This window comes from Streptomyces sp. NBC_00523 (assembly GCF_036346615.1).
Classification (GTDB): Bacteria; Actinomycetota; Actinomycetes; order Streptomycetales; family Streptomycetaceae; genus Streptomyces.
In genome coordinates, this window is sequence record NZ_CP107836.1 from 3,222,539 (window position 1) to 3,243,674 (window position 21,136).

Below are 21,136 nucleotides of genomic sequence, written 5' to 3' on the forward strand. Positions count from 1 at the left end.
CTCTTACCGACACCGGTGCCGGGAAAGAGCCCGGAAAGCAGCGGGGCCCGCCCGCCTCACAGAGAGACGGACGGGCCCCGCACAACGCACCGCTCAGGTCGTCGTACGCCGTCTGCGCGCACCCGGACGCCGCTCGCTCGGCCGGGTCACCGGGTCACCGGCCTCCCGCGCCGCGTCCCGGCGCCGCGCGCCGAACTCCGCCAGCGCCTCGGCCAGCTTGTGCACCGAGGGCTCCGGCGACAGCACGTCCACGCGCAGCCCGTGCTCCTCGGCGGTCTTCGCCGTGGCGGGGCCGATACAGGCGATGACCGTCACGTTGTGCGGCTTGCCCGCGATGCCGACCAGGTTGCGCACGGTCGAGGACGAGGTGAAGAGCACCGCGTCGAAGCCGCCGCCCTTGATCGCCTCGCGGGTCTCGGCGGGCGGCGGCGAGGCGCGGACCGTGCGGTACGCGGTGACGTCGTCCACCTCCCAGCCGAGCTCGATCAGCCCGGCCACCAGGGTCTCGGTGGCGATGTCGGCGCGCGGCAGGAAGACGCGGTCGATCGGGTCGAAGACCGGGTCGTACGGCGGCCAGTCCTCAAGCAGCCCGGCGGCGGACTGCTCGCCCGACGGCACCAGGTCCGGCTTCACACCGAAGTCGATCAGCGCGGCGGCGGTCTGCTCGCCGACCGCGGCGACCTTGATCCCCGCGAAGGCCCGGGCGTCGAGCCCGTACTCCTCGAACTTCTCCCGGACGGCCTTCACGGCGTTGACGCTGGTGAAGGCGATCCACTCGTACCGGCCGGTGACCAGGCCCTTGACCGCCCGCTCCATCTGCTGGGGCGTACGCGGCGGCTCGACGGCGATCGTCGGCACCTCGTGCGGCACGGCGCCGTAGGACCGCAGCTGGTCGGAGAGCGAGGCCGCCTGCTCCTTCGTACGCGGCACGAGGACCTTCCAGCCGAACATCGGCTTGGACTCGAACCACGCGAGCTGGTCGCGCTGGGCGGCGGAGCTGCGCTCCCCGACCACGGCTATGACCGGCTGGTGCCCCTCCGGAGACGGGAGCACCTTGCCCTGCTTGAAGACCTGGGCGATCGTCCCGAGGGTCGCCGTCCAGGTGCGCTGGCGCGTCGTCGTGCCGCCCGCCGTCACGGTCAGCGGGGTGTCGGGCTTGCGGCCCGCCGCGACCAGCTCACCGGCGGCGGCGGCCACCGCGTCGAGCGACGTCGAGATGACGCACGTGCCGTCGCTCGCGCCGACCTCGCTCCAGCAGCGGTCGGTGGCCGTACGGGCGTCGACGAACCGTACGTCCGCGCCCTGCGCGTCCCGCAGCGGCACCCCGGCGTACGCGGGCACCCCGACGGCGTTCGCGACGCCCGGGACGACCTCGAAGGGGATGCCGGCGGAGGCGCAGGCCAGCATCTCGGCGGCGGCGTTCCCGTCGAGGCCGGGGTCTCCGGCCACGGCACGGACGACCCGCCTGCCGCCCTTCGCGGCCTCCATGACAAGATTGGCCGCATCCCTGAGAACGGGCACTCCGGCAGCTGTTGACTGCGCGTCAACAACCGCCAGTTCAGGGGTGCTTACCCCTGCCCGCGCATGGCAGCGGACGACGCCGAGAACATCCGGTTCGGCGACCAGGACGTCCGCGCTCGCGAGCGCCTCGACGGCGCGCAGGGTCAGCAGTCCCGGGTCGCCGGGACCGGCGCCGAGGAAGGTGACGTGCCCTGCGGAGTGGACCGGGAAATCGGATGCGGCGGGGCCGGTGGGGCTCAAAGTGCTCGCTCCCCCATAAGACCGGCCGCACCCTTGGCAAGCATGTCGGCCGCGAGTTCGCGACCGATCGCCGCCGCGTCGTCGTGCGACGTGGGAACGGGACCGGTGGTGGACATCTGCACCAGCGAGGCACCGTCGGTGGAACCGACGACACCGCGCAGGCGCAGTTCGTTGACAGCCTGACCGTCGGCCAGGAGGTCGGCCAGCGCACCCACGGGTGCGGAGCAGCCGGCCTCCAGGGCGGCGAGCAGGGCACGCTCGGCGGTCACGGCGACCCGGGTGTACGGGTCGTCGAGCTCGGCGAGCGCGGCGGCGAGGTCGGCGCTGCTCGCAGCGCACTCGATCGCCAGTGCTCCCTGGCCGGGAGCGGGCAGCACGGTGTCGACCGGCAGGAAGTCGGTCACCTCACCGCTGCGGCCCAGACGGCTGAGCCCGGCCGCGGCGAGAACCACCGCGTCCAGCTCGCCGCCGCGTACGAACCCGATCCGGGTGTCGACGTTGCCGCGGATCGGAACGGTCTCGATGTCGAGGCCGTGGCTTCGGGCGTACGCGTTGAGCTGGGCCATGCGGCGCGGGGAGCCGGTGCCGACGCGGGCGCCGGGCGGCAGCTCCGCGAAGGTCAGCCCGTCCCGGGCGATCAGCGCGTCGCGCGGGTCCTCGCGCACCGGCACCGCGGCCAGCGCCAGGCCCTCGGGCTGCGCGGTCGGCAGGTCCTTCAGCGAGTGGACGGCGAAGTCCACCTCGCCGCGCAGCAGCGCCTCGCGCAGCGCGGCGACGAAGACTCCGGTCCCGCCGATCTGCGCCAGGTGCTCCCGGGAGGTGTCCCCGTACGTGGTGATCTCCACGAGTTCGACGGCGCGCCCGGTCACCTCGCTGACCGCATCGGCTACGTGGCCGGACTGGGCCATGGCGAGCTTGGATCGCCTGGTCCCCAGTCGCAGGGGTGAGTTGTCGGTCATGACCGCCCTCGATTCGGGTCGTTCAGGTCTGCCCGGGAGACGGCGGCGACCGTCTGCGGGTCGAGGTCGAAGAGTTCGCGCAGCGCGTCCGCGTACCCGGCGCCGCCGGGCTCGCTGGCGAGCTGTTTGACCCGCACGGTGGGCGCGTGCAGGAGCTTGTCCACCACGCGGCGCACGGTCTGCGTGATCTCGGCGCGCTGCTTCTCGTCCAGGTCGGGGAGGCGTCCGTCCAGCCGGGCGATCTCGTCCGCCACCACGCCGGCGGCCATCGTGCGCAGGGCGACGACGGTCGGGGTGATGTGGGCGGCGCGCTGGGCGGCCCCGAAGGCGGCGACCTCGTCGGCGACGATGGTGCGCACCTGGTCCACATCGGCGGCCATCGGGGCGTCGGCCGACGCCTCCGCGAGCGACTCGATGTCGACGAGGCGCACACCGTCGAGGCGGCCGGCCGCCACGTCGATGTCGCGCGGCATGGCGAGGTCCAGCAGCGCCAGGCGCTCGGGTCCGGTGGACTGCGCCGGGATCAGGCCGCTCGCCGGATCGGGCACGTGGTCCTGGCCGATCGCCCCGGCGACGGTCTCGGCGGTGAGCACGAGTCCGGTGGCGCCGGTGCACGAGACGGCGATGTCGGCACGTGTCAGTTCGCCGGTGACCTCGGCCATCTCGACGGCCCGGGCGCGCACCCCCGTACCGCCTGGCTGGTTCAGGATCTCGACCAGGCGGTCGGCGCGGGCCCGGGTGCGGTTGGCGACGGCGATCTCGGCGACGCCGGAGCGGGCCAGCGTCGCGGCGGCCAGCGAGGACATGGAGCCGGCGCCGATGACGAGGGCGCGCTTGCCCCTGGCCCAGGCGGCGGTGTCGGGGCCGTCGGCGAGCTGTTCCAGGCCGAAGGTGACGAGCGACTGCCCGGCCCGGTCGATCCCGGTCTCGCTGTGGGCGCGCTTGCCGACGCGCAGGGCCTGCTGGAAGAGGTCGTTGAGCAGCCGGCCCGCGGTGTGCAGCTCCTGGCCGAGGGCGAGCGCGTCCTTGATCTGGCCGAGGATCTGGCCCTCGCCGACGACCATCGAGTCGAGCCCGCAGGCCACCGAGAACAGGTGGTGGACGGCCCGGTCCTCGTAGTGCACGTAGAGATACGGAGTGAGCTCGTCCAGGCCGACGCCGCTGTGCTGGGCGAGGAGCGTGGACAGCTCGGCGACGCCCGCGTGGAACTTGTCCACGTCGGCGTACAGCTCGATGCGGTTGCAGGTGGCGAGGACGGTGGCCTCGGCGGCGGGCTCGGCCGCCAGGGTGTCCTGGAGCAGCTTGGCCCGGGTGTCGGCGGCCAGCGAGGCGCGTTCCAGTACGGAGACGGGGGCGCTGCGGTGGCTCAGACCCACGAGGAGCAGGCTCATGCCGGCATCACGGCGGGCATGTCCCCGTCGGGTCCCTTCCGGCCGGTGGTGGTGGCGCGCACGGGCGGTGCGGCCGGGTCGGGCGCGTTGTCGACGCTCTCCTCACCGGCCTTGCGCTGCTCGTGGAAGGCGAGGATCTGGAGCTCGATGGAGAGGTCCACCTTGCGCACGTCGACGCCCTCGGGCACGGAGAGGACGGTCGGCGCGAAGTTCAGGATCGAGGTGACACCGGCGGCGACGAGCCGGTCGCACACCTGCTGGGCGGCGCCGGGCGGCGTGGTGATCACGCCGATGGAGACGCCGTTCTCGCTGATGATGCGGTCGAGGTCGTCGGCGTGCTGGACGGGGATGCCCGCGACGGGCGTACCGGCCATGGCCGGGTCGGCGTCGATGAGCGCGGCGACCCGGAAGCCCCGGGAGGCGAAGCCGCCGTAGTTGGCGAGGGCCGCGCCGAGGTTACCGATGCCGACGATGGCGACCGGCCAGTCCTGGGTGAGGCCGAGCTCGCGCGAGATCTGGTAGACGAGATACTCGACGTCGTAGCCGACGCCGCGCGTCCCGTACGAGCCGAGATAGCTGAAGTCCTTGCGCAGCTTCGCGGAGTTGACCCCCGCCGCCGCGGCGAGCTCCTCGGAGGAGACCGTGGGGACCGAGCGCTCGGAGAGCGCGGTCAGCGCACGGAGATACAGCGGAAGTCGGGCGACGGTGGCCTCGGGAATTCCTCGGCTACGGGTCGCCGGTCGGTGATTTCGGCCAGTTGCCACGGTGCTCCTGCGGGATGAGCGGGGCTTTAGGCGGCCGTATGTCCCAAGACCGCCCCGTCGAATGCAGGCTATGTCTTTGTGAACGCGTGCACAAAGATTGTGTCCGGTTTGTCCGGTCAAAGTGACCGGGGTCACGCACATCCGTCGCGCGATCCAGGAACCATGGACCGCATCAGCCCGTTGCAGGCCCGAAGGGGGCAAAGCAGCACACACTCCTCACAGCTACGCCCCCGAGACCACTCAAAACGCCCACGATGGTAACCGGGTTTCCGTCAGGAAAGCAGCGCGCTGCGCAGTCTCGCCGGGTCGACCCGCCAGAACGTGTGCTGTTCGTTATCCACGAGTACGACGGGGATCTGCTCCCAGTACTCCCGGTACAGCTCCTCGTCCTGGGTGATGTCCTTCTCCTCCCAGGAGGCACCGGTCTCCTCGCAGACCGCCCGGACCACCGCGCGGGCGTCGTCACAGAGGTGACAGCCGGGCTTTCCCACCAGGGTCACCACCCGCTCGGCGGGACTCTTCTTCCTACGACGCAGCAAGGCACTCATACCTCTCATTCTCGGCCCCGTCCGGGAGCCCCCGGACACCAGGAGTTCACACCACCGCACCACGGTGGAACCGGAACGGCCGGGCCGACTGGCTATGCTCGACCGCATGGCCGCTCTTGGATGGCTCACCCCCCGCAGGCGTTCCGCCACGGCTCGCAGCGTGCTGGCGGGCGAGGCGGCGGCGGAGGCCGCGCGGAAGTCCTCGCTCGAAGCCGAATCCGCCGCCGACTCCGCCGCCGCGGCCGAGCCGGAGGAGCCGGAGTTCCCCGTCGTCGGCGACGAACGGGCCGCCGCCTTCTTCGATCTCGACAACACCGTGATGCAGGGCGCCGCGCTCTTCCACTTCGGCCGCGGCCTGTACAAGCGGAAGTTCTTCGAGCGCCGCGAGCTCACCCGGTTCGCCTGGCAGCAGGCGTGGTTCCGGCTGGCCGGTGTCGAGGATCCGGAACACATGCAGGACGCCCGCGACAGCGCGCTGTCCATCGTGAAGGGCCACCGCGTCTCCGAGCTGATGTCCATCGGCGAGGAGATCTACGACGAGTACATGGCCGACCGCATCTGGCCCGGCACCCGCGCCCTGGCCCAGGCCCACCTGGACGCCGGCCAGCGGGTCTGGCTCGTCACCGCCGCCCCGGTGGAGACCGCCACGATCATCGCCCGCCGGCTCGGCCTGACCGGGGCGCTCGGCACGGTCGCCGAATCGGTCGACGGGGTCTACACCGGCCGCCTGGTCGGCGAACCCCTGCACGGCCCCGCGAAGGCCGAGGCGGTCCGCGCCCTGGCGGCGGCGGAGGGCCTGGACCTGGCGCGCTGCGCGGCGTACAGCGACTCGCACAACGACATCCCGATGCTGTCGCTGGTGGGCCACCCGTACGCGATCAACCCGGACACCAAGCTCCGCAAGCACGCCCGGGCCCGCGACTGGCGGCTGCGCGACTACCGCACCGGCCGCAAGGCGGCCAAGGTCGGCATCCCGGCCGCCGCCGGGGTCGGCGCCCTCGCGGGCGGCACGGCCGCGGCCGTCGCCCTGCACCGCCGCCGCCGCTGACTCCCCGCCGCATCCGCTGACTCCCCGCGCCCGCGTGCGTCAACACGGCACACCCTTTTCACCGGCCACAACCCGTCGCCCCCGCAGACAGATTCCGAAGCGATTCGATCAACAAGTGATCACGATCTGTGACTTGTTGCGTCGAAAAGTTGGCACGGAAGCGACGCAACCGGTGATTTGTGCAACTGGGCGTAGTGCGGCCTGTACGAAGCGTTATTCTCCTCAGACGCATTCCGGACCCGCCACTCACTACGACGAGTGATGGTTTCGCACTGCTCGTGATGGAAGCTCTGCCTCTGGGAGTCCCGTGTACCCACACGTCGGGGTTGACGCCTCGGGCCTGGCTACGCTGCGCGCATCAGTAGCCGAACGCATGCGCGGCTTCGTCCCCACCGCGTACGCCGTACCCGCATTCGCCGCCCCTGTACCTGCCGGCCCCTGCTACGCCCTGGCCGAACGCGCCGCGGCGGTGGGAAGACGCGGCACCCGCGCGGCGGCGACCACCGCCGCCCCGGTGCGGCGGCCTGCCGCCGACAGCGACAGCGCGCGCATGATGGAGCTCGTCGAGCGCGCCCAGGCCGGTGAGGCCGACGCCTTCGGACGCCTCTACGACCAGTACAGCGACACCGTCTACCGGTACATCTACTACCGCGTGGGCAGCAAGGCGACGGCGGAGGACCTCACCAGCGAGACCTTCCTGCGCGCCCTGCGCCGCATCTCCACCTTCACCTGGCAGGGCCGCGACTTCGGCGCCTGGCTGGTCACGATCGCGCGCAACCTGGTCGCCGACCACTTCAAATCCAGTCGTTTCCGGCTGGAAGTGACCACGGGCGAAATGCTCGACGCCAACGAGGTCGCCCGCAGCCCCGAGGACTCCGTCCTGGAATCCCTCTCCAACGAGGCGCTCCTCCAGGCCGTGCGCCGCCTCAACCCCCAGCAGCAGGAGTGCGTGACCCTGCGCTTCCTGCAAGGGCTCTCGGTCGCCGAGACCGCCCGTGTCATGGGCAAGAACGAGGGCGCGATCAAGACCCTCCAGTACCGTGCCGTCCGCACCCTCGCCCGGCTCCTCCCGGACGATGCCCGCTGACGGCTCCCCCCGCCGGGCCGTTCCCGGCGTTGCGTGCATCACGCACTGGTCCGATCATCTTTCGTGCGTAACCCAAGTGCCGAGCCACTCGTTGTGCCGGTTGCAGGCCCCCTGTCGTCACACCATGTCCGCAGACGCTCACTCGTTCGTGTGGAAGCGCTCAAGGTGTGCAACCTTCCGGATCCCCAGGGGAGTCGACCGTCATGACGAGAGGAGGTGCCGCCAGTGATCGCAAACGTCTCGGCACACCGGCGGGCGAACGCCTTCGCCCAGGCCCTGGAGGAGCAGTCGCTCCGCGGTGCGGCGGCCGTACAGCCCGAGGACCCGGCCGAACAGGCCGACCGAGGACCGCTGTTGGCCCTGGCGAACGGCCTCGGAGAGCTGCCGAAGCCGCAGTTGGACCCCGAGGTCAAAGTGGTGCAGCGAGCCCAGCTCGTCGCCGCCATGGAAGCCATGTTCGCCGAGGGAGGCGCGTCCGCGGACCCTACGGTGCCCTCGCAACGGAGCAGGGGCAGCCACCGCGCGTCCCCGCTCCGCAAACTGCGCCCCAGATCCCGCTGGACCAAGGGTCTTGCCGCCGGCGGACTCACCGTCGGGGTGGCCGCAGGCGCCTTCGGCGGGGTGGCCGCCGCCAGCTCCGACGCCCTCCCCGGTGACTCGCTCTACGGCCTGAAGCGCGGCATGGAGGACCTCCACCTCGGCCTCACCCGCGACGACACCGACCGCGGCGAGATCTACCTCGACCAGGCGTCCACGCGCCTCGGCGAGGCCCGCCGCCTCATGGAGCGCGCCCGCGCGGGCGACCTCGACCACGAGCAGCTCTCCGAGATCAGGCGCACGCTCAACGGCATGTCGCACGACGCCACCGAGGGCCACCGCCTCCTCCACGCCGCGTACGAACGGGACGGCGCCCTCGGTCCGATCCAGACCCTGGACTCCTTCTCCCGCTCCCACCGCGACACCTGGAGCAGCCTCCGCGACCGCCTCCCCGTCCAGCTGACCGACGTGGGCAACCAGGTCAGTTCGGTCTTCGACGCCATAGACGAAGAGGTCGCGCCGCTCCAGTCGCTGTTCCCGCGCGCCCCGGAGAAGGGCCCCGAGTCCCGCCGCTCCGACTCCACGGGCAACGTCGCGGACCCGTCCACCGACGCGCGCACCCCGTCGCCCTCGTCCTCCACCCGCCACGAGGACGGCGATACGGGCTCCAGCACCTCGCCGCGCCCCTCGGACGCCGGCTCCAGCCCGGCCGGCGGCCTGATCGGCGGGGGCACGGACGGGCTCTTCGACCCGCCGTCCCCGGACGCGACCAGCCCGTCGAAGGAGGCGCCGAGCTCGACGCCGCCGTCGCCGGACATCACCATCCCGCCGCTGCTGCCGGGCCTCATCGGCGGTCTCGGCATCGACGCGGAGAACGAGAAGGGCTGAACCTCAGGCCCGTGCGGAACGGTGCGGCGGCGGCCGTCAGAAGAAGACCGACCGCCGCTGCACCAGCAGCTTGTACAGCGTGTGCTGGATCTGCTCCCGCACCTGATCCGTCAGGTTGAACATCAGCATCGGGTCCTCCGCCGCCTCCAGCGGATAGCCGTCCGTCGGGATCGGCTCACCGAACTGGATCGTCCACTTCGTCGGCAGCGGCACCGCCCCCAGCGGCCCCAGCCACGGGAACGTCGGCGTGATCGGGAAGTACGGGAAACCCAGCAGCCGCGCCAGCGTCTTCGCGTTTCCGATCATCGGGTAGATCTCCTCCGCGCCCACGATCGAGCACGGCACGATCGGCACCCCGGCCCGCAGCGCCGTCGACACGAAGCCGCCCCGTCCGAAGCGCTGGAGCTTGTACCGCTCGCCGAACGGCTTCCCGATCCCCTTGAAGCCCTCCGGCATCACGCCGACGACCTCGCCCTGCCGTAGCAGCCGTTCCGCGTCCTCCGCGCACGCCAGCGTGTGCCCGGCCTTCCGGGCCAGCTCGTTGACCACGGGCAGCATGAAGACCAGGTCCGCCGCGAGCAGCCGCAGATGCCGGTCCGCCGGGTGGTGGTCGTGCACCGCGACCTGGAGCATCAGCCCGTCGAGCGGCAGCGTCCCGGAGTGGTTGGACACGATGAGCGCCCCGCCCTCGGCCGGGATGTTCTCGACGCCCTTCGCCTCGACCCGGAAGTACTTCTCGTACACCGGCCGCAGCAGCGACATCAGGACCTGGTCGGTCAGCTCCTCGTCGTAGCCGAACTCGTCGACGTCGTACTCACCGGTGACCCGCCGCCGCAGGAAGGCGAGCCCGCCCGCGATCCGGCGGTCCCAGGCGCCACGGTCGGACGCGGCGCCCTCGCGCGGCCCCTCCGGGTCCTGCGGGGCGTCCGGGGAGCCGGAGGGGCCCGGCAGGGCGCTCACCGACCCCGTGCCGCGTGCCGGAGACCGCCGCCGAGCGGCGCGCGGCACGCCCCCCGACCGCGAACGGTCGTCGTCGAACGGAATGACCTTGGCATCCGCCATCGTCGCTGCGCTCCTCTACCTGGCGCTCGGGGTCGGGTGGGTGTCGCCTCCGGGGCCGCCCGAGCCGCCCGGCCCGGCGATCCGGGACACGGCCTCGGCCACGCGGTCCACGGCTCTGCCCACCGTGCGGGGCGGCAGCAGGCCCGGTGCCCGGCTGCGCGCGAAGGCCGCGAACGTCTCCCCCGTCGTGTACTTCGGCGCGAAGCCCAGCGTCTCCCGCATCTGGACCGTGGAAACCACCCTGCCATGGGTGAGCAGCCGGATCTGCTCCGGCGAGAAGTCCGTCATGCCGACCGTCCGCAGCGCCTGCCCGACCCAGGTGACCGCGGGCAGCAGCATCGGCACCGTCGGCCGCCCCAGCCGCCGCGCGCACTGGGAGAGCAGCAGCACCCCGTCGCCCGCGATGTTGAACGTGCCGCTGTTCAGCGTCCCGCGCCGGGGCTCGCTCGCCGCGATGGACAGGACGTCCAGCACATCGTCCTCGTGGACGAACTGGAGCCGGGGGTCGTACCCGAAGACGGTCGGCAGCACCGGCAGCGACAGGTAGTCGGCGAGCGGCGAGTCCGCGTCGGGCCCCAGGATGTTGGCGAACCGCAGCACGCACACGGCCACGTCCGGCCGGCGCCGGGCGAAGCCCCGTACGTACCCCTCGACCTCGGCCGCGTCCTTCGCGAAGCCGCCGCCGGGCAGCGACTTGGGCGGGGTGTTCTCGTGGAACACCGCCGGATCGCGGGGCGCCGAGCCGTACACACCGGTGCTGGACTTCACCACGAGCCGCTGCACCGCCGGGGCCTTCTGGCAGGCGCCGAGCAGCTGCATGGTCCCGATGACGTTGGTCTCCTTGACCGCCGTACGCCCCTGGGACCCGAGCGCGAATCCGCTGACGTCCAGGTGCACGACGGTGTCCACGTCGTGGTCGGCGAGGACTCGGGCGACGGCCGGCCCCCGGATGTCCGCCCGTACGAAGACGGCGTCGCCCAGCTCGTGTTCCGGCTCGACCGCGTCGAGGGCGATCACCCGCTCCACGTCCGGATCACGCTGGACGCGCCGGACGAAACGGCCGCCCAGCTGCCGGGCCGCTCCCGTGACGAGCACGACCTTCCCCAAGATCAGCGCCTTCCGTCGGTCTCCCGTATTCGGTCGGTCAGGACGTCACCGTAACCGGTGGACACCCCCGCACACAGCACCGCAGCCCTCCCGCCGGAACGGCGGGAGGGCTGCGGATTCACGAACTGCGTTCGCTTACTTCTTGTTGCGACGCTGAACGCGCGTGCGCTTGAGCAGCTTGCGGTGCTTCTTCTTGGCCATCCGCTTACGCCGCTTCTTGATAACAGAGCCCACGACTACCCTCGCTCACTTCTTCTTCACTGGTGCGGGGCGTCTGGGCCCACACGACCTACGTCGGCCTAGCCTACCCGCCACCGCGTGAGGGACGTAATCGAGGCGAATGTCAGGCCGATGCCACCCCCACGAAGGACTCGCGCAGATACTCGTGAACCGCTTGCTCCGGCACCCGGAAGGACCTGCCCACCCGGATCGCCGGCAGATGACCGCTGTGCACCAGGCGGTACACGGTCATCTTCGACACCCTCATGACCGAGGCGACTTCCGCCACGGTCAGAAACTTGACCTCGCTCAGAGGACTCTCGCTGTCAGCAGCCATGACTCACCTGTACCTTCCGCACGAGACGCGCACCGGCTTCCCCTCCGGTGACTCTTCGTCGTTGTGCGCTCACTCCCCAGGTTAGGGGCGGGTGGTGCGAGTGGGGAAGAGGAGAGACGATCGGCCGCTACTGTGACAGACAGGCGCGATTGAGTACATAGCGCGTGAGCGGCAGGTAGTACGCGGACCGCACCGCGTCGTCCAGCGGAACCGCCACCGCCACCCGCCCCTCGGCCTCCCCGACGAACAGCGCGGGATCGTCCGTATCGGCCAGCCCGATCGCCTCGATACCCAGCTGACCTGCCCCGCAGACCCATCCGTGGTCCCCGACGACCAACTCCGGAACGGGCCCGCGCCCGGCCGCGGCGGCCTCCAGCGCGACCCGTACGGGCAGCGGCGAATGGGAGTGTGCGCCGGTGCCACCACCGGCCACCCCCGCGCCGGGTTCACGCACCAGCGCGACGCCTTGTACGTAGTCGAGGTGGTAGGTACGTACGCCAAACCGAGTCGTTATGTCGATACATCTCCCCTGCGCCGGGGTGAGAACGGGGCAACCAGCCGACGACAAAGCGTCTGCCAGCGCCGCATAGAAACCGATCAGCCGATGCGGATGCCCGGTCCCGAAGAGCACCGGCACCCGCCGGGCCGCCGCCTCCGCCAGCCGCACGGCGAACGCGTCCAGCCCCGCCACCGTCCGCTCCGGATCGATGACATCGGGCCCGGACACATGCGCGGGATCGTCCGAGACCCCGCACCTGTCCGCCATCAGCTCCAGCAACTCGCGCTCGCCCCAGCCCCGTTCGGGGTGGAGGCCGAGGGTCACCCGGGGGTCCCTGGCCGCGAACAGCCGATAACTCCGCAGGCTCACCTCACGCGAGGTGGCCACGGGCCCGGCCAGCCGGGCCGCCAGCAGATGCGCACGCAGCGCTCCGGTGCTCAACACCCCACCGATGCTGCCCGAACCGGCCCGCCCCGGGGCCAAAAGCCCGATTACGCCCCACAGTCGGCGTAAACCGTACTCAACCCCGTAACCCCGCGAGCATCCCGTGCCCGGATCAGGTCCTCCGGGCCCACTCAGGCCCTTCTTGCCGGGCTCAGGTCAGCAGTCCCCGCAGCGGGAACGCCGCCCGCCGCGTCGCGAGCACCGCCTGGTCCAGCCGGTCCGCCGGGTCGTACCCGTCCTCCCAGGCCGACCACGACGGCGTCCGCCCGTCCGTCATCCGCGCCGGGCCCAACTGCCGCGTCCGCGCGTACACCTCGTCCCGCCACGACGACGGGATCACCGACTCCGGGTCCACCGGGGCGTGCGCGGCGATGCCCACCAGGTGCGTCCAGGACCGGGGCACCACGTCCACCACCGCGTACCCCCCGCCGCCGAGCGCCACCCAGCGCCCGTCGTCGGCGTACGTGTGCGCCAGGTCGTGGCACGCGGCCATCACCGAGCGCTGCGCGTCCAGCGACACCGCCAGGTGCGCCAGGGGGTCCTCGAAGTGCGTGTCCGCCCCGTGCTGGGTCACCAGCACCTGCGGCCGGAAGTCCGCCAGCAGCTCGGGCACCACCGCGTGGAACGCCCGCAGCCACCCCGCGTCCCCGGTCCCGGCGGGCAGCGCCACGTTCACCGCCCCGCCCTCGCCGGGCCCGGCCCCGGTCTCCTCCGGCCAGCCGGTCTGCGGGAACAGGGTGCGGGGGTGCTCGTGCAGGGAGATCGTCAGGACGCGGGGGTCCTCCCAGAAGGCCGCCTGCACGCCGTCGCCGTGGTGCACGTCGACGTCGACGTACGCGACGCGCTCGGCGCCCAGCTCCAGGAGCCGGGCGATGGCGAGCGCCGGGTCGTTGTAGACGCAGAACCCGGCCGCGCCGCCGGGCATCGCGTGGTGCAGCCCGCCGGTGAAGTTCACCGCGTGCCGGGTCTCGCCGCGCCAGACCGCCTCGGCGGCGGCCACGGACTGCCCGGCGATCAGCGCGGACACCTCGTGCATCCCGGCGAACGCGGGGTCGTCGATGGTCCCGATGCCGTACTTCTGGTCGGCCGAGCGGGGATCGGCCGACGCGGCCTTCACCGCCGCCACGTAGTCGGGGCGGTGCACGAGCCGCAGCGTGGAGTCCCCGGCCGCCTTTGCCGCCACGACGTCGACCGCCCGGTCCAGGCCGAACGCCCGCACCAGGCCCATCGTCAGGGCGAGCCTGACGGGGTCCATCGGGTGGCTCTCCCCGAAGTCGTAGCCCGTTACTGCGTCATCCCACATCAGCTGTGCGCGGCCGCTCATGCCCGCCACCGTATCGGGCGGGTTCCGCGCCGAACGACTTGGCGTACAGGAGCGTGGCCAGCACCAGCACCATCGGGACGAGCATGGCGCCCCGGTAGCTCCAGGCGTCCCCGAGCGCCCCGACGAGCGGGGAGCCGACGAGGAAGCCCACGTAGTTGAAGATGTTCAGCCGGGCGATCGCGGTGTCGCTCGCCCCGGGGAACATCCGCCCGGCCGCCGCGAAGGTCTGCGGCACGATCACGCACAGCCCGAGCCCCAGCAGGGTGAACCCGAGCATCCCGGTCCATGCCCCGCCGGCCAGGGCCACCACGCCGAACCCGCCGGCCGCGAGCACGGTCCCGCCCCGCACCACGGCCACCGCCCCGAACCGCCGCACCCCGAGGTCCCCGACGGCCCGCCCCAGCAGCGTCGTCACCATGTAGACGTTGTACGGGACGGTGGACAGCTGCTCCGAACTGCCCAGGACGTCCTGGAGGTACTTCGCGCTCCAGTTGGAGACCGTCGAGTCCCCGATGTACGCGAACGCCATGACCAGGCACAGGGGAAGCAGCAGCCGGAAGGAGACCGCCCCGGCCGCACCGGCCGCCCCCTTCTCCGGTGTCTCCTCGCCGCCCTCCACGTACCACCGGCTCCCGATGAACGCCGCGGGCAGCAGCACCACGACTGCCGGAAGGTACGAGACCAGCAACGACAGGTCCCAGTGCGCCCCGGCCCAGGCCATTGAGGCCCCCGCGATCCCGCCGAGGCTGTACGCGGCGTGGAACCCGAGCATGATGGAGCGCCCGTACGCCCGCTGGAGGCTGACGCCCATCATGTTCATGGACGCGTCCAGCGCGCCGACGGCGAGGCCGAACACCCCGAGCGCGAGGGCGGCCTGCCAGAGCTCGCTGCCGGCGCCGACGCCGAGGAGCGCGAGGAGGACGACGGGCTGCGTCCACCGGAGGACCACTCGGGGCCGTACCCGGGCGACCACCTTCTCGGTGAGCACACTGCCCACCCCGGCCAGGATCGGGACGGCGGCGAGGAACACGGGCAGCAGGCCGTCGGATATCCCGTACCGGTCCTGGATCGCGGGGATCCGCGTCACCAGCAGGGCGAAGGTGGCCCCCTGCACGAAGAAGCTCAACGCGAGGGACGCCCTGCCGTGCCACAACCGTGCATCTGTCATGGCGGCGAGCGTAGAGCCAGTTTCTACCCGTGGGTAGACGCGTCAGGCAAGCAATTCCGGCAGCTGGCTCATGTCGGAGAAATACCCGGTCACACCGGTCAGCCGGTCCGCGGGCATCATCGAGGTGAACCCGTAGACATCCATGCCGGCCGCCCGGGCCGCCTCGACCCCGAGCGGGCTGTCCTCGATGACCACGCACCGCTCGGGCGCGACGCCCATGCGCTCGGCGGCGAGAAGGAAGAGGTCGGGCGCCGGCTTGCCCCGGCCGACGTCCTCGGCGCTGAAGATCCATTCCTCCTCGAACCACTGGTCGAGCCCGGTCTTCCGGTGGCTGACCCGGATGCGCTGGTGGCTGCTGGAGGAGGCGACGCAGTACGGGACGCCGTCGGCGACCAGCTTGCCCAGCAGGTCGTCCACGCCGGGGACGGGCTCCAACTCCTCCTCGAACGCGGCGAAGATCCGCGAGTGGAGGGTGACGTCGAAGTCCTCGGGGAGCTTGGTCCCGGTCCGCTCCTGGACGAGGTCGTGGACGCGGTGCACGGCGGACCCCATGTAGTCCCGCAGGGATTCCTCGTACGAGGTGGGGTGGCCCAGCTCCGTGAGGTAGCCGGCCAGGATGGTGTTGGAGATCGGCTCGCTGTCCACGAGCACACCGTCGTTGTCGAAGATGACAAGTTCGTAGCGCATGGCACGACTTTAGAGGGTCAGAACGCGAAAAAGCCCCGTGCCACAAGGGCACGGGGCTCTTCCTAAAAGGAGTTCGGCGGCGTCCTACTCTCCCACAGGGTCCCCCCTGCAGTACCATCGGCGCTGAAAGGCTTAGCTTCCGGGTTCGGAATGTAACCGGGCGTTTCCCTAACGCAATGACCACCGAAACACTATGAAATTTGAACACCGGGCAACAACACGGCTGTTCGTTATTTCAGAACTAACACAGTGGACGCGAGCAACTGAGGACAAGCCCTCGGCCTATTAGTACCAGTCAGCTCCACCCGTTACCGGGCTTCCACATCTGGCCTATCAACCCAGTCGTCTACTGGGAGCCTTAACCCTTCAAGAGGGTGGGAATACTCATCTCGAAGCAGGCTTCCCGCTTAGATGCTTTCAGCGGTTATCCTTTCCGAACGTAGCCAACCAGCCATGCCCTTGGCAGAACAACTGGCACACCAGAGGTTCGTCCGTCCCGGTCCTCTCGTACTAGGGACAGCCCTTCTCAATATTCCTACGCGCACAGCGGATAGGGACCGAACTGTCTCACGACGTTCTAAACCCAGCTCGCGTACCGCTTTAATGGGCGAACAGCCCAACCCTTGGGACCGACTCCAGCCCCAGGATGCGACGAGCCGACATCGAGGTGCCAAACCATCCCGTCGATATGGACTCTTGGGGAAGATCAGCCTGTTATCCCCGGGGTACCTTTTATCCGTTGAGCGACAGCGCTTCCACAAGCCACTGCCGGATCACTAGTCCCGACTTTCGTCCCTGCTCGACCCGTCGGTCTCACAGTCAAGCTCCCTTGTGCACTTACACTCAACACCTGATTGCCAACCAGGCTGAGGGAACCTTTGGGCGCCTCCGTTACTCTTTAGGAGGCAACCGCCCCAGTTAAACTACCCATCAGACACTGTCCCTGATCCGGATCACGGACCCAGGTTAGACATCCAGCACGACCAGAGTGGTATTTCAACGACGACTCCACAACCACTGGCGTGGCCGCTTCAAAGTCTCCCACCTATCCTACACAAGCCGAACCGAACACCAATATCAAACTATAGTAAAGGTCCCGGGGTCTTTCCGTCCTGCTGCGCGAAACGAGCATCTTTACTCGTAGTGCAATTTCACCGGGCCTATGGTTGAGACAGTCGAGAAGTCGTTACGCCATTCGTGCAGGTCGGAACTTACCCGACAAGGAATTTCGCTACCTTAGGATGGTTATAGTTACCACCGCCGTTTACTGGCGCTTAAGTTCTCAGCTTCGCCACCCCGAAGAGCAGCTAACCGGTCCCCTTAACGTTCCAGCACCGGGCAGGCGTCAGTCCGTATACATCGCCTTACGGCTTCGCACGGACCTGTGTTTTTAGTAAACAGTCGCTTCTCGCTGGTCTCTGCGGCCACCCCCAGCTCACCGAGTAAATCGGATCACCAGTGATGGCCCCCCTTCTCCCGAAGTTACGGGGGCATTTTGCCGAGTTCCTTAACCATAGTTCACCCGAACGCCTCGGTATTCTCTACCTGACCACCTGAGTCGGTTTAGGGTACGGGCCGCCATGAAACTCGCTAGAGGCTTTTCTCGACAGCATAGGATCATCCACTTCACCACAATCGGCTCGGCATCAGGTCTCAGACTTATATGCACGACGGATTTGCCTACCGTGCGTCCTACACCCTTACCCCGGGACAACCACCGCCCGGGCTGGACTACCTTCCTGCGTCACCCCATCGCTTACCTACTACAAGTCTGGTTCGTCGGCTCCACCACTACCCTCAACTCCGAAGAGATCGGGCCGGCTTCACGGACTTAGCATCGCCTGATTCAGTACTGGGCGTTTCAAAGCGGGTACCGGAATATCAACCGGTTGTCCATCGACTACGCCTGTCGGCCTCGCCTTAGGTCCCGACTTACCCTGGGCAGATCAGCTTGACCCAGGAACCCTTAGTCAATCGGCGCACACGTTTCTCACGTGTGTATCGCTACTCATGCCTGCATTCTCACTCGTGAACCGTCCACAACTCGCTTCCGCGGCTGCTTCACCCGGCACACGACGCTCCCCTACCCATCCCAGCAGGCGTTGGCCCTTTATGCTGGAATGACACGACTTCGGCGGTACGCTTGAGCCCCGCTACATTGTCGGCGCGGAATCACTTGACCAGTGAGCTATTACGCACTCTTTCAAGGGTGGCTGCTTCTAAGCCAACCTCCTGGTTGTCTCTGCGACTCCACATCCTTTCCCACTTAGCGTACGCTTAGGGGCCTTAGTCGATGCTCTGGGCTGTTTCCCTCTCGACCATGGAGCTTATCCCCCACAGTCTCACTGCCGCGCTCTCACTTACCGGCATTCGGAGTTTGGCTAAGGTCAGTAACCCGGTAGGGCCCATCGCCTATCCAGTGCTCTACCTCCGGCAAGAAACACACGACGCTGCACCTAAATGCATTTCGGGGAGAACCAGCTATCACGGAGTTTGATTGGCCTTTCACCCCTAACCACAGGTCATCCCCCAGGTTTTCAACCCTGGTGGGTTCGGTCCTCCACGAAGTCTTACCTCCGCTTCAACCTGCCCATGGCTAGATCACTCCGCTTCGGGTCTAGAGCGTGCAACTCAAACGCCCTATTCGGACTCGCTTTCGCTACGGCTTCCCCACACGGGTTAACCTCGCTACACACCGCTAACTCGCAGGCTCATTCTTCAAAAGGCACGCAGTCACGACGCACCGAGCAAGCTCGATGCGCGACGCTCCCACGGCTTGTAGGCACACGGTTTCAGGTACTATTTCACTCCGCTCCCGCGGTACTTTTCACCATTCCCTCACGGTACTATCCGCTATCGGTCACCAGGGAATATTTAGGCTTAACGGGTGGTCCCGCCAGATTCACACGGGATTTCTCGGGCCCCGTGCTACTTGGGTGTCTCTCAAACGAGCCGTTGATGTTTCAGCTACGGGGGTCTTACCCTCTACGCCGGACCTTTCGCATGTCCTTCGCCTACACCAACGGTTTCTGACTCGTCTCACAGCCGGCAGACTATGAAAGAGAGATCCCACAACCCCGCATGCGCAACCCCTGCCGGGTATCACACGCATACGGTTTGGCCTCATCCAGTTTCGCTCGCCACTACTCCCGGAATCACGGTTGTTTTCTCTTCCTGAGGGTACTGAGATGTTTCACTTCCCCTCGTTCCCTCCACACTGCCTATGTGTTCAGCAGCGGGTGACAGCCCATGACGACTGCCGGGTTTCCCCATTCGGACACCCCCGGATCAAAGCTCGGTTGACAGCTCCCCGGGGCCTATCGTGGCCTCCCACGTCCTTCATCGGTTCCTGGTGCCAAGGCATCCACCGTGCGCCCTTAAAAACTTGGCCACAGATGCTCGCGTCCACTGTGCAGTTCTCAAACAACGACCAGCCACCCACCACCCCACCCTCACGGGCGAGTTCACTGGGGCCGGCAACCGAAGGACGACCATCACGGCCGTACCTTCAGATACCCAACAGCGTGCCCGACCCGACCCATTCGCTTTCACGTTCCACGCCGAAGCAGTACTAGTGAAAACCCATGTGCCGTGCCGAGTAGTCAACGTTCCACCCATGAGCTACCAGCACCGGACATTCGCCGGTGTTCTGGCCTCTGACCAAGCAAGGCTTGGTAAGAAGTGCTCCTTAGAAAGGAGGTGATCCAGCCGCACCTTCCGGTACGGCTACCTTGTTACGACTTCGTCCCAATCGCCAGTCCCACCTTCGACAGCTCCCTCCCACAAGGGGTTGGGCCACCGGCTTCGGGTGTTACCGACTTTCGTGACGTGACGGGCGGTGTGTACAAGGCCCGGGAACGTATTCACCGCAGCAATGCTGATCTGCGATTACTAGCAACTCCGACTTCATGGGGTCGAGTTGCAGACCCCAATCCGAACTGAGACCGGCTTTTTGAGATTCGCTCCGCCTCGCGGCATCGCAGCTCATTGTACCGGCCATTGTAGCACGTGTGCAGCCCAAGACATAAGGGGCATGATGACTTGACGTCGTCCCCACCTTCCTCCGAGTTGACCCCGGCAGTCTCCTGTGAGTCCCCATCACCCCGAAGGGCATGCTGGCAACACAGAACAAGGGTTGCGCTCGTTGCGGGACTTAACCCAACATCTCACGACACGAGCTGACGACAGCCATGCACCACCTGTACACCGACCACAAGGGGGGCACCATCTCTGATGCTTTCCGGTGTATGTCAAGCCTTGGTAAGGTTCTTCGCGTTGCGTCGAATTAAGCCACATGCTCCGCTGCTTGTGCGGGCCCCCGTCAATTCCTTTGAGTTTTAGCCTTGCGGCCGTACTCCCCAGGCGGGGAACTTAATGCGTTAGCTGCGGCACCGACGACGTGGAATGTCGCCAACACCTAGTTCCCAACGTTTACGGCGTGGACTACCAGGGTATCTAATCCTGTTCGCTCCCCACGCTTTCGCTCCTCAGCGTCAGTAATGGCCCAGAGATCCGCCTTCGCCACCGGTGTTCCTCCTGATATCTGCGCATTTCACCGCTACACCAGGAATTCCGATCTCCCCTACCACACTCTAGCCTGCCCGTATCGACTGCAGACCCGGGGTTAAGCCCCGGGCTTTCACAACCGACGTGACAAGCCGCCTACGAGCTCTTTACGCCCAATAATTCCGGACAACGCTTGCGCCCTACGTATTACCGCGGCTGCTGGCACGTAGTTAGCCGGCGCTTCTTCTGCAGGTACCGTCACTTTCGCTTCTTCCCTGCTGAAAGAGGTTTACAACCCGAAGGCCGTCATCCCTCACGCGGCGTCGCTGCATCAGGCTTTCGCCCATTGTGCAATATTCCCCACTGCTGCCTCCCGTAGGAGTCTGGGCCGTGTCTCAGTCCCAGTGTGGCCGGTCGCCCTCTCAGGCCGGCTACCCGTCGTCGCCTTGGTAGGCCATTACCCCACCAACTAGCTGATAGGCCGCGGGCTCATCCTTCACCGCCGGAGCTTTCAACCTTCTCCCAGGAGGGAGAAAGTATTATCCGGTATTAGACCCCGTTTCCAGGGCTTGTCCCAGAGTGAAGGGCAGATTGCCCACGTGTTACTCACCCGTTCGCCACTAATCCACCCCGAAGGGCTTCATCGTTCGACTTGCATGTGTTAAGCACGCCGCCAGCGTTCGTCCTGAGCCAGGATCAAACTCTCCGTGAATGTTTTCCCGTAATCGGGAGACACATCACGAGAGCGGAACGAACAGGGTCGGAATATGACCCGTCGTCCACTGCGTCCTCGCTGTGTT

The 21,136-nt window shown here is 68.1% G+C and carries 16 protein-coding genes and 3 rRNA genes; 3 read left to right on the forward strand and 16 right to left on the reverse strand.

Annotated elements, in window-relative coordinates; all coding sequences use genetic code 11:
* Positions 1-93 precede the first annotated feature (93 nt).
* The 5 genes from OHS17_RS14510 to OHS17_RS14530 form a co-directional block, all read right to left on the reverse strand.
* The gene (locus OHS17_RS14510) at positions 94-1,761 is read right to left on the reverse strand and encodes a uroporphyrinogen-III synthase (RefSeq protein WP_161207719.1); all 1,668 of its coding nucleotides are present in this window, start codon (positions 1,759-1,761) and stop codon (positions 94-96) included.
* Entirely contained in the window at positions 1,758-2,720 is a 963-nt protein-coding gene (gene hemC / locus OHS17_RS14515) for a hydroxymethylbilane synthase (protein ID WP_330312529.1), read from the reverse strand. The genes OHS17_RS14510 and hemC overlap by 4 nt, the downstream gene beginning before the upstream one ends.
* Positions 2,717-4,111, reverse strand: coding sequence for a glutamyl-tRNA reductase (locus OHS17_RS14520; RefSeq protein ID WP_330312530.1), 1,395 nt, complete (start codon positions 4,109-4,111; stop codon positions 2,717-2,719). The genes hemC and OHS17_RS14520 overlap by 4 nt, the downstream gene beginning before the upstream one ends.
* Positions 4,108-4,875 (reverse strand): redox-sensing transcriptional repressor Rex, encoded by a 768-nt coding sequence (locus OHS17_RS14525; RefSeq protein ID WP_330312531.1) that lies wholly within the window; start codon positions 4,873-4,875, stop codon positions 4,108-4,110. Before OHS17_RS14525 ends, OHS17_RS14520 begins: the two co-directional genes overlap by 4 nt.
* A gap of 272 nt (positions 4,876-5,147) precedes the next feature.
* The gene (locus OHS17_RS14530; protein WP_073865037.1) at positions 5,148-5,423 is read right to left on the reverse strand and encodes a glutaredoxin family protein; all 276 of its coding nucleotides are present in this window, start codon (positions 5,421-5,423) and stop codon (positions 5,148-5,150) included.
* A gap of 106 nt (positions 5,424-5,529) precedes the next feature.
* Here OHS17_RS14530 and OHS17_RS14535 point away from each other — a divergent pair, with 106 nt between their 5' ends.
* From OHS17_RS14535 to OHS17_RS14545, 3 genes are all read left to right on the forward strand, one after another.
* Positions 5,530-6,471 carry an HAD family hydrolase gene (locus OHS17_RS14535; RefSeq protein WP_330312532.1) on the forward strand — a complete coding sequence of 314 codons (942 nt, stop codon included), beginning with the start codon at positions 5,530-5,532 and terminating at the stop codon, positions 6,469-6,471.
* Between the two features lie 307 nt (positions 6,472-6,778).
* On the forward strand, positions 6,779-7,558 hold the full coding sequence (locus OHS17_RS14540) for an ECF subfamily RNA polymerase sigma factor, BldN family (RefSeq protein WP_026171685.1): 780 nt from the start codon (positions 6,779-6,781) through the stop codon (positions 7,556-7,558).
* 225 nt (positions 7,559-7,783) lie between these two features.
* Positions 7,784-8,983 carry a DUF5667 domain-containing protein gene (locus tag OHS17_RS14545; protein WP_330312533.1) on the forward strand — a complete coding sequence of 400 codons (1,200 nt, stop codon included), beginning with the start codon at positions 7,784-7,786 and terminating at the stop codon, positions 8,981-8,983.
* A 36-nt stretch (positions 8,984-9,019) separates the two neighbouring features.
* Here OHS17_RS14545 and OHS17_RS14550 read toward each other — a convergent pair whose 3' ends face one another.
* The 11 genes from OHS17_RS14550 to OHS17_RS14600 form a co-directional block, all read right to left on the reverse strand.
* Positions 9,020-10,045 carry a lysophospholipid acyltransferase family protein gene (locus tag OHS17_RS14550; protein ID WP_330312534.1) on the reverse strand — a complete coding sequence of 342 codons (1,026 nt, stop codon included), beginning with the start codon at positions 10,043-10,045 and terminating at the stop codon, positions 9,020-9,022.
* A gap of 15 nt (positions 10,046-10,060) precedes the next feature.
* Positions 10,061-11,152: an NAD-dependent epimerase/dehydratase family protein gene (locus tag OHS17_RS14555; protein ID WP_330312535.1), complete on the reverse strand. Its 1,092-nt coding sequence runs from the start codon at positions 11,150-11,152 to the stop codon at positions 10,061-10,063.
* Positions 11,153-11,287: 135 nt separating this feature from the next.
* The gene (locus OHS17_RS14560) at positions 11,288-11,386 is read right to left on the reverse strand and encodes a 30S ribosomal protein bS22 (RefSeq protein ID WP_003948845.1); all 99 of its coding nucleotides are present in this window, start codon (positions 11,384-11,386) and stop codon (positions 11,288-11,290) included.
* A gap of 109 nt (positions 11,387-11,495) precedes the next feature.
* Positions 11,496-11,708 (reverse strand): helix-turn-helix domain-containing protein, encoded by a 213-nt coding sequence (locus OHS17_RS14565; RefSeq protein ID WP_018104376.1) that lies wholly within the window; start codon positions 11,706-11,708, stop codon positions 11,496-11,498.
* 127 nt (positions 11,709-11,835) lie between these two features.
* A complete protein-coding gene (locus OHS17_RS14570; protein WP_330312536.1) occupies positions 11,836-12,651 on the reverse strand; it encodes a phosphatase in 816 nt (271 codons plus the stop codon).
* 151 nt (positions 12,652-12,802) lie between these two features.
* Positions 12,803-13,975, reverse strand: a complete 1,173-nt coding sequence (locus OHS17_RS14575) for an acetoin utilization protein AcuC (protein WP_026171686.1) — start codon at positions 13,973-13,975, stop codon at positions 12,803-12,805.
* The gene (locus OHS17_RS14580) at positions 13,944-15,143 is read right to left on the reverse strand and encodes an MFS transporter (RefSeq protein ID WP_330312537.1); all 1,200 of its coding nucleotides are present in this window, start codon (positions 15,141-15,143) and stop codon (positions 13,944-13,946) included. Before OHS17_RS14580 ends, OHS17_RS14575 begins: the two co-directional genes overlap by 32 nt.
* A 42-nt stretch (positions 15,144-15,185) precedes the next feature.
* Entirely contained in the window at positions 15,186-15,830 is a 645-nt protein-coding gene (locus tag OHS17_RS14585) for an HAD family hydrolase (protein ID WP_018104380.1), read from the reverse strand.
* A 71-nt stretch (positions 15,831-15,901) separates the two neighbouring features.
* Positions 15,902-16,018: ribosomal RNA gene (rrf, locus tag OHS17_RS14590) — 5S ribosomal RNA — on the reverse strand.
* 77 nt (positions 16,019-16,095) lie between these two features.
* Positions 16,096-19,221: ribosomal RNA gene (locus tag OHS17_RS14595) — 23S ribosomal RNA — on the reverse strand.
* A 301-nt stretch (positions 19,222-19,522) separates the two neighbouring features.
* Positions 19,523-21,048 (reverse strand): 16S ribosomal RNA (locus OHS17_RS14600).
* The 16S, 23S and 5S rRNA genes sit together here, the layout of an rRNA operon.
* Positions 21,049-21,136: the final 88 nt, after the last annotated feature.

What these genes read in the sequence shown, in the direction of transcription:
- hemC (WP_330312529.1), bottom strand. Translation starts at nt 2,720, where the DNA reads ATGACCGACAACTCACCCCTGCGACTGGGGACCAGGCGATCCAAGCTC.
- OHS17_RS14520 (WP_330312530.1), bottom strand. Translation starts at nt 4,111, where the DNA reads ATGAGCCTGCTCCTCGTGGGTCTGAGCCACCGCAGCGCCCCCGTCTCC.
- OHS17_RS14530 (WP_073865037.1), bottom strand. Translation starts at nt 5,423, where the DNA reads ATGAGTGCCTTGCTGCGTCGTAGGAAGAAGAGTCCCGCCGAGCGGGTG.
- OHS17_RS14535 (WP_330312532.1), top strand. Translation starts at nt 5,530, where the DNA reads ATGGCCGCTCTTGGATGGCTCACCCCCCGCAGGCGTTCCGCCACGGCT.
- OHS17_RS14550 (WP_330312534.1), bottom strand. Translation starts at nt 10,045, where the DNA reads ATGGCGGATGCCAAGGTCATTCCGTTCGACGACGACCGTTCGCGGTCG.
- OHS17_RS14565 (WP_018104376.1), bottom strand. Translation starts at nt 11,708, where the DNA reads ATGGCTGCTGACAGCGAGAGTCCTCTGAGCGAGGTCAAGTTTCTGACC.
- OHS17_RS14575 (WP_026171686.1), bottom strand. Translation starts at nt 13,975, where the DNA reads ATGAGCGGCCGCGCACAGCTGATGTGGGATGACGCAGTAACGGGCTAC.
- OHS17_RS14580 (WP_330312537.1), bottom strand. Translation starts at nt 15,143, where the DNA reads ATGACAGATGCACGGTTGTGGCACGGCAGGGCGTCCCTCGCGTTGAGC.
- OHS17_RS14585 (WP_018104380.1), bottom strand. Translation starts at nt 15,830, where the DNA reads ATGCGCTACGAACTTGTCATCTTCGACAACGACGGTGTGCTCGTGGAC.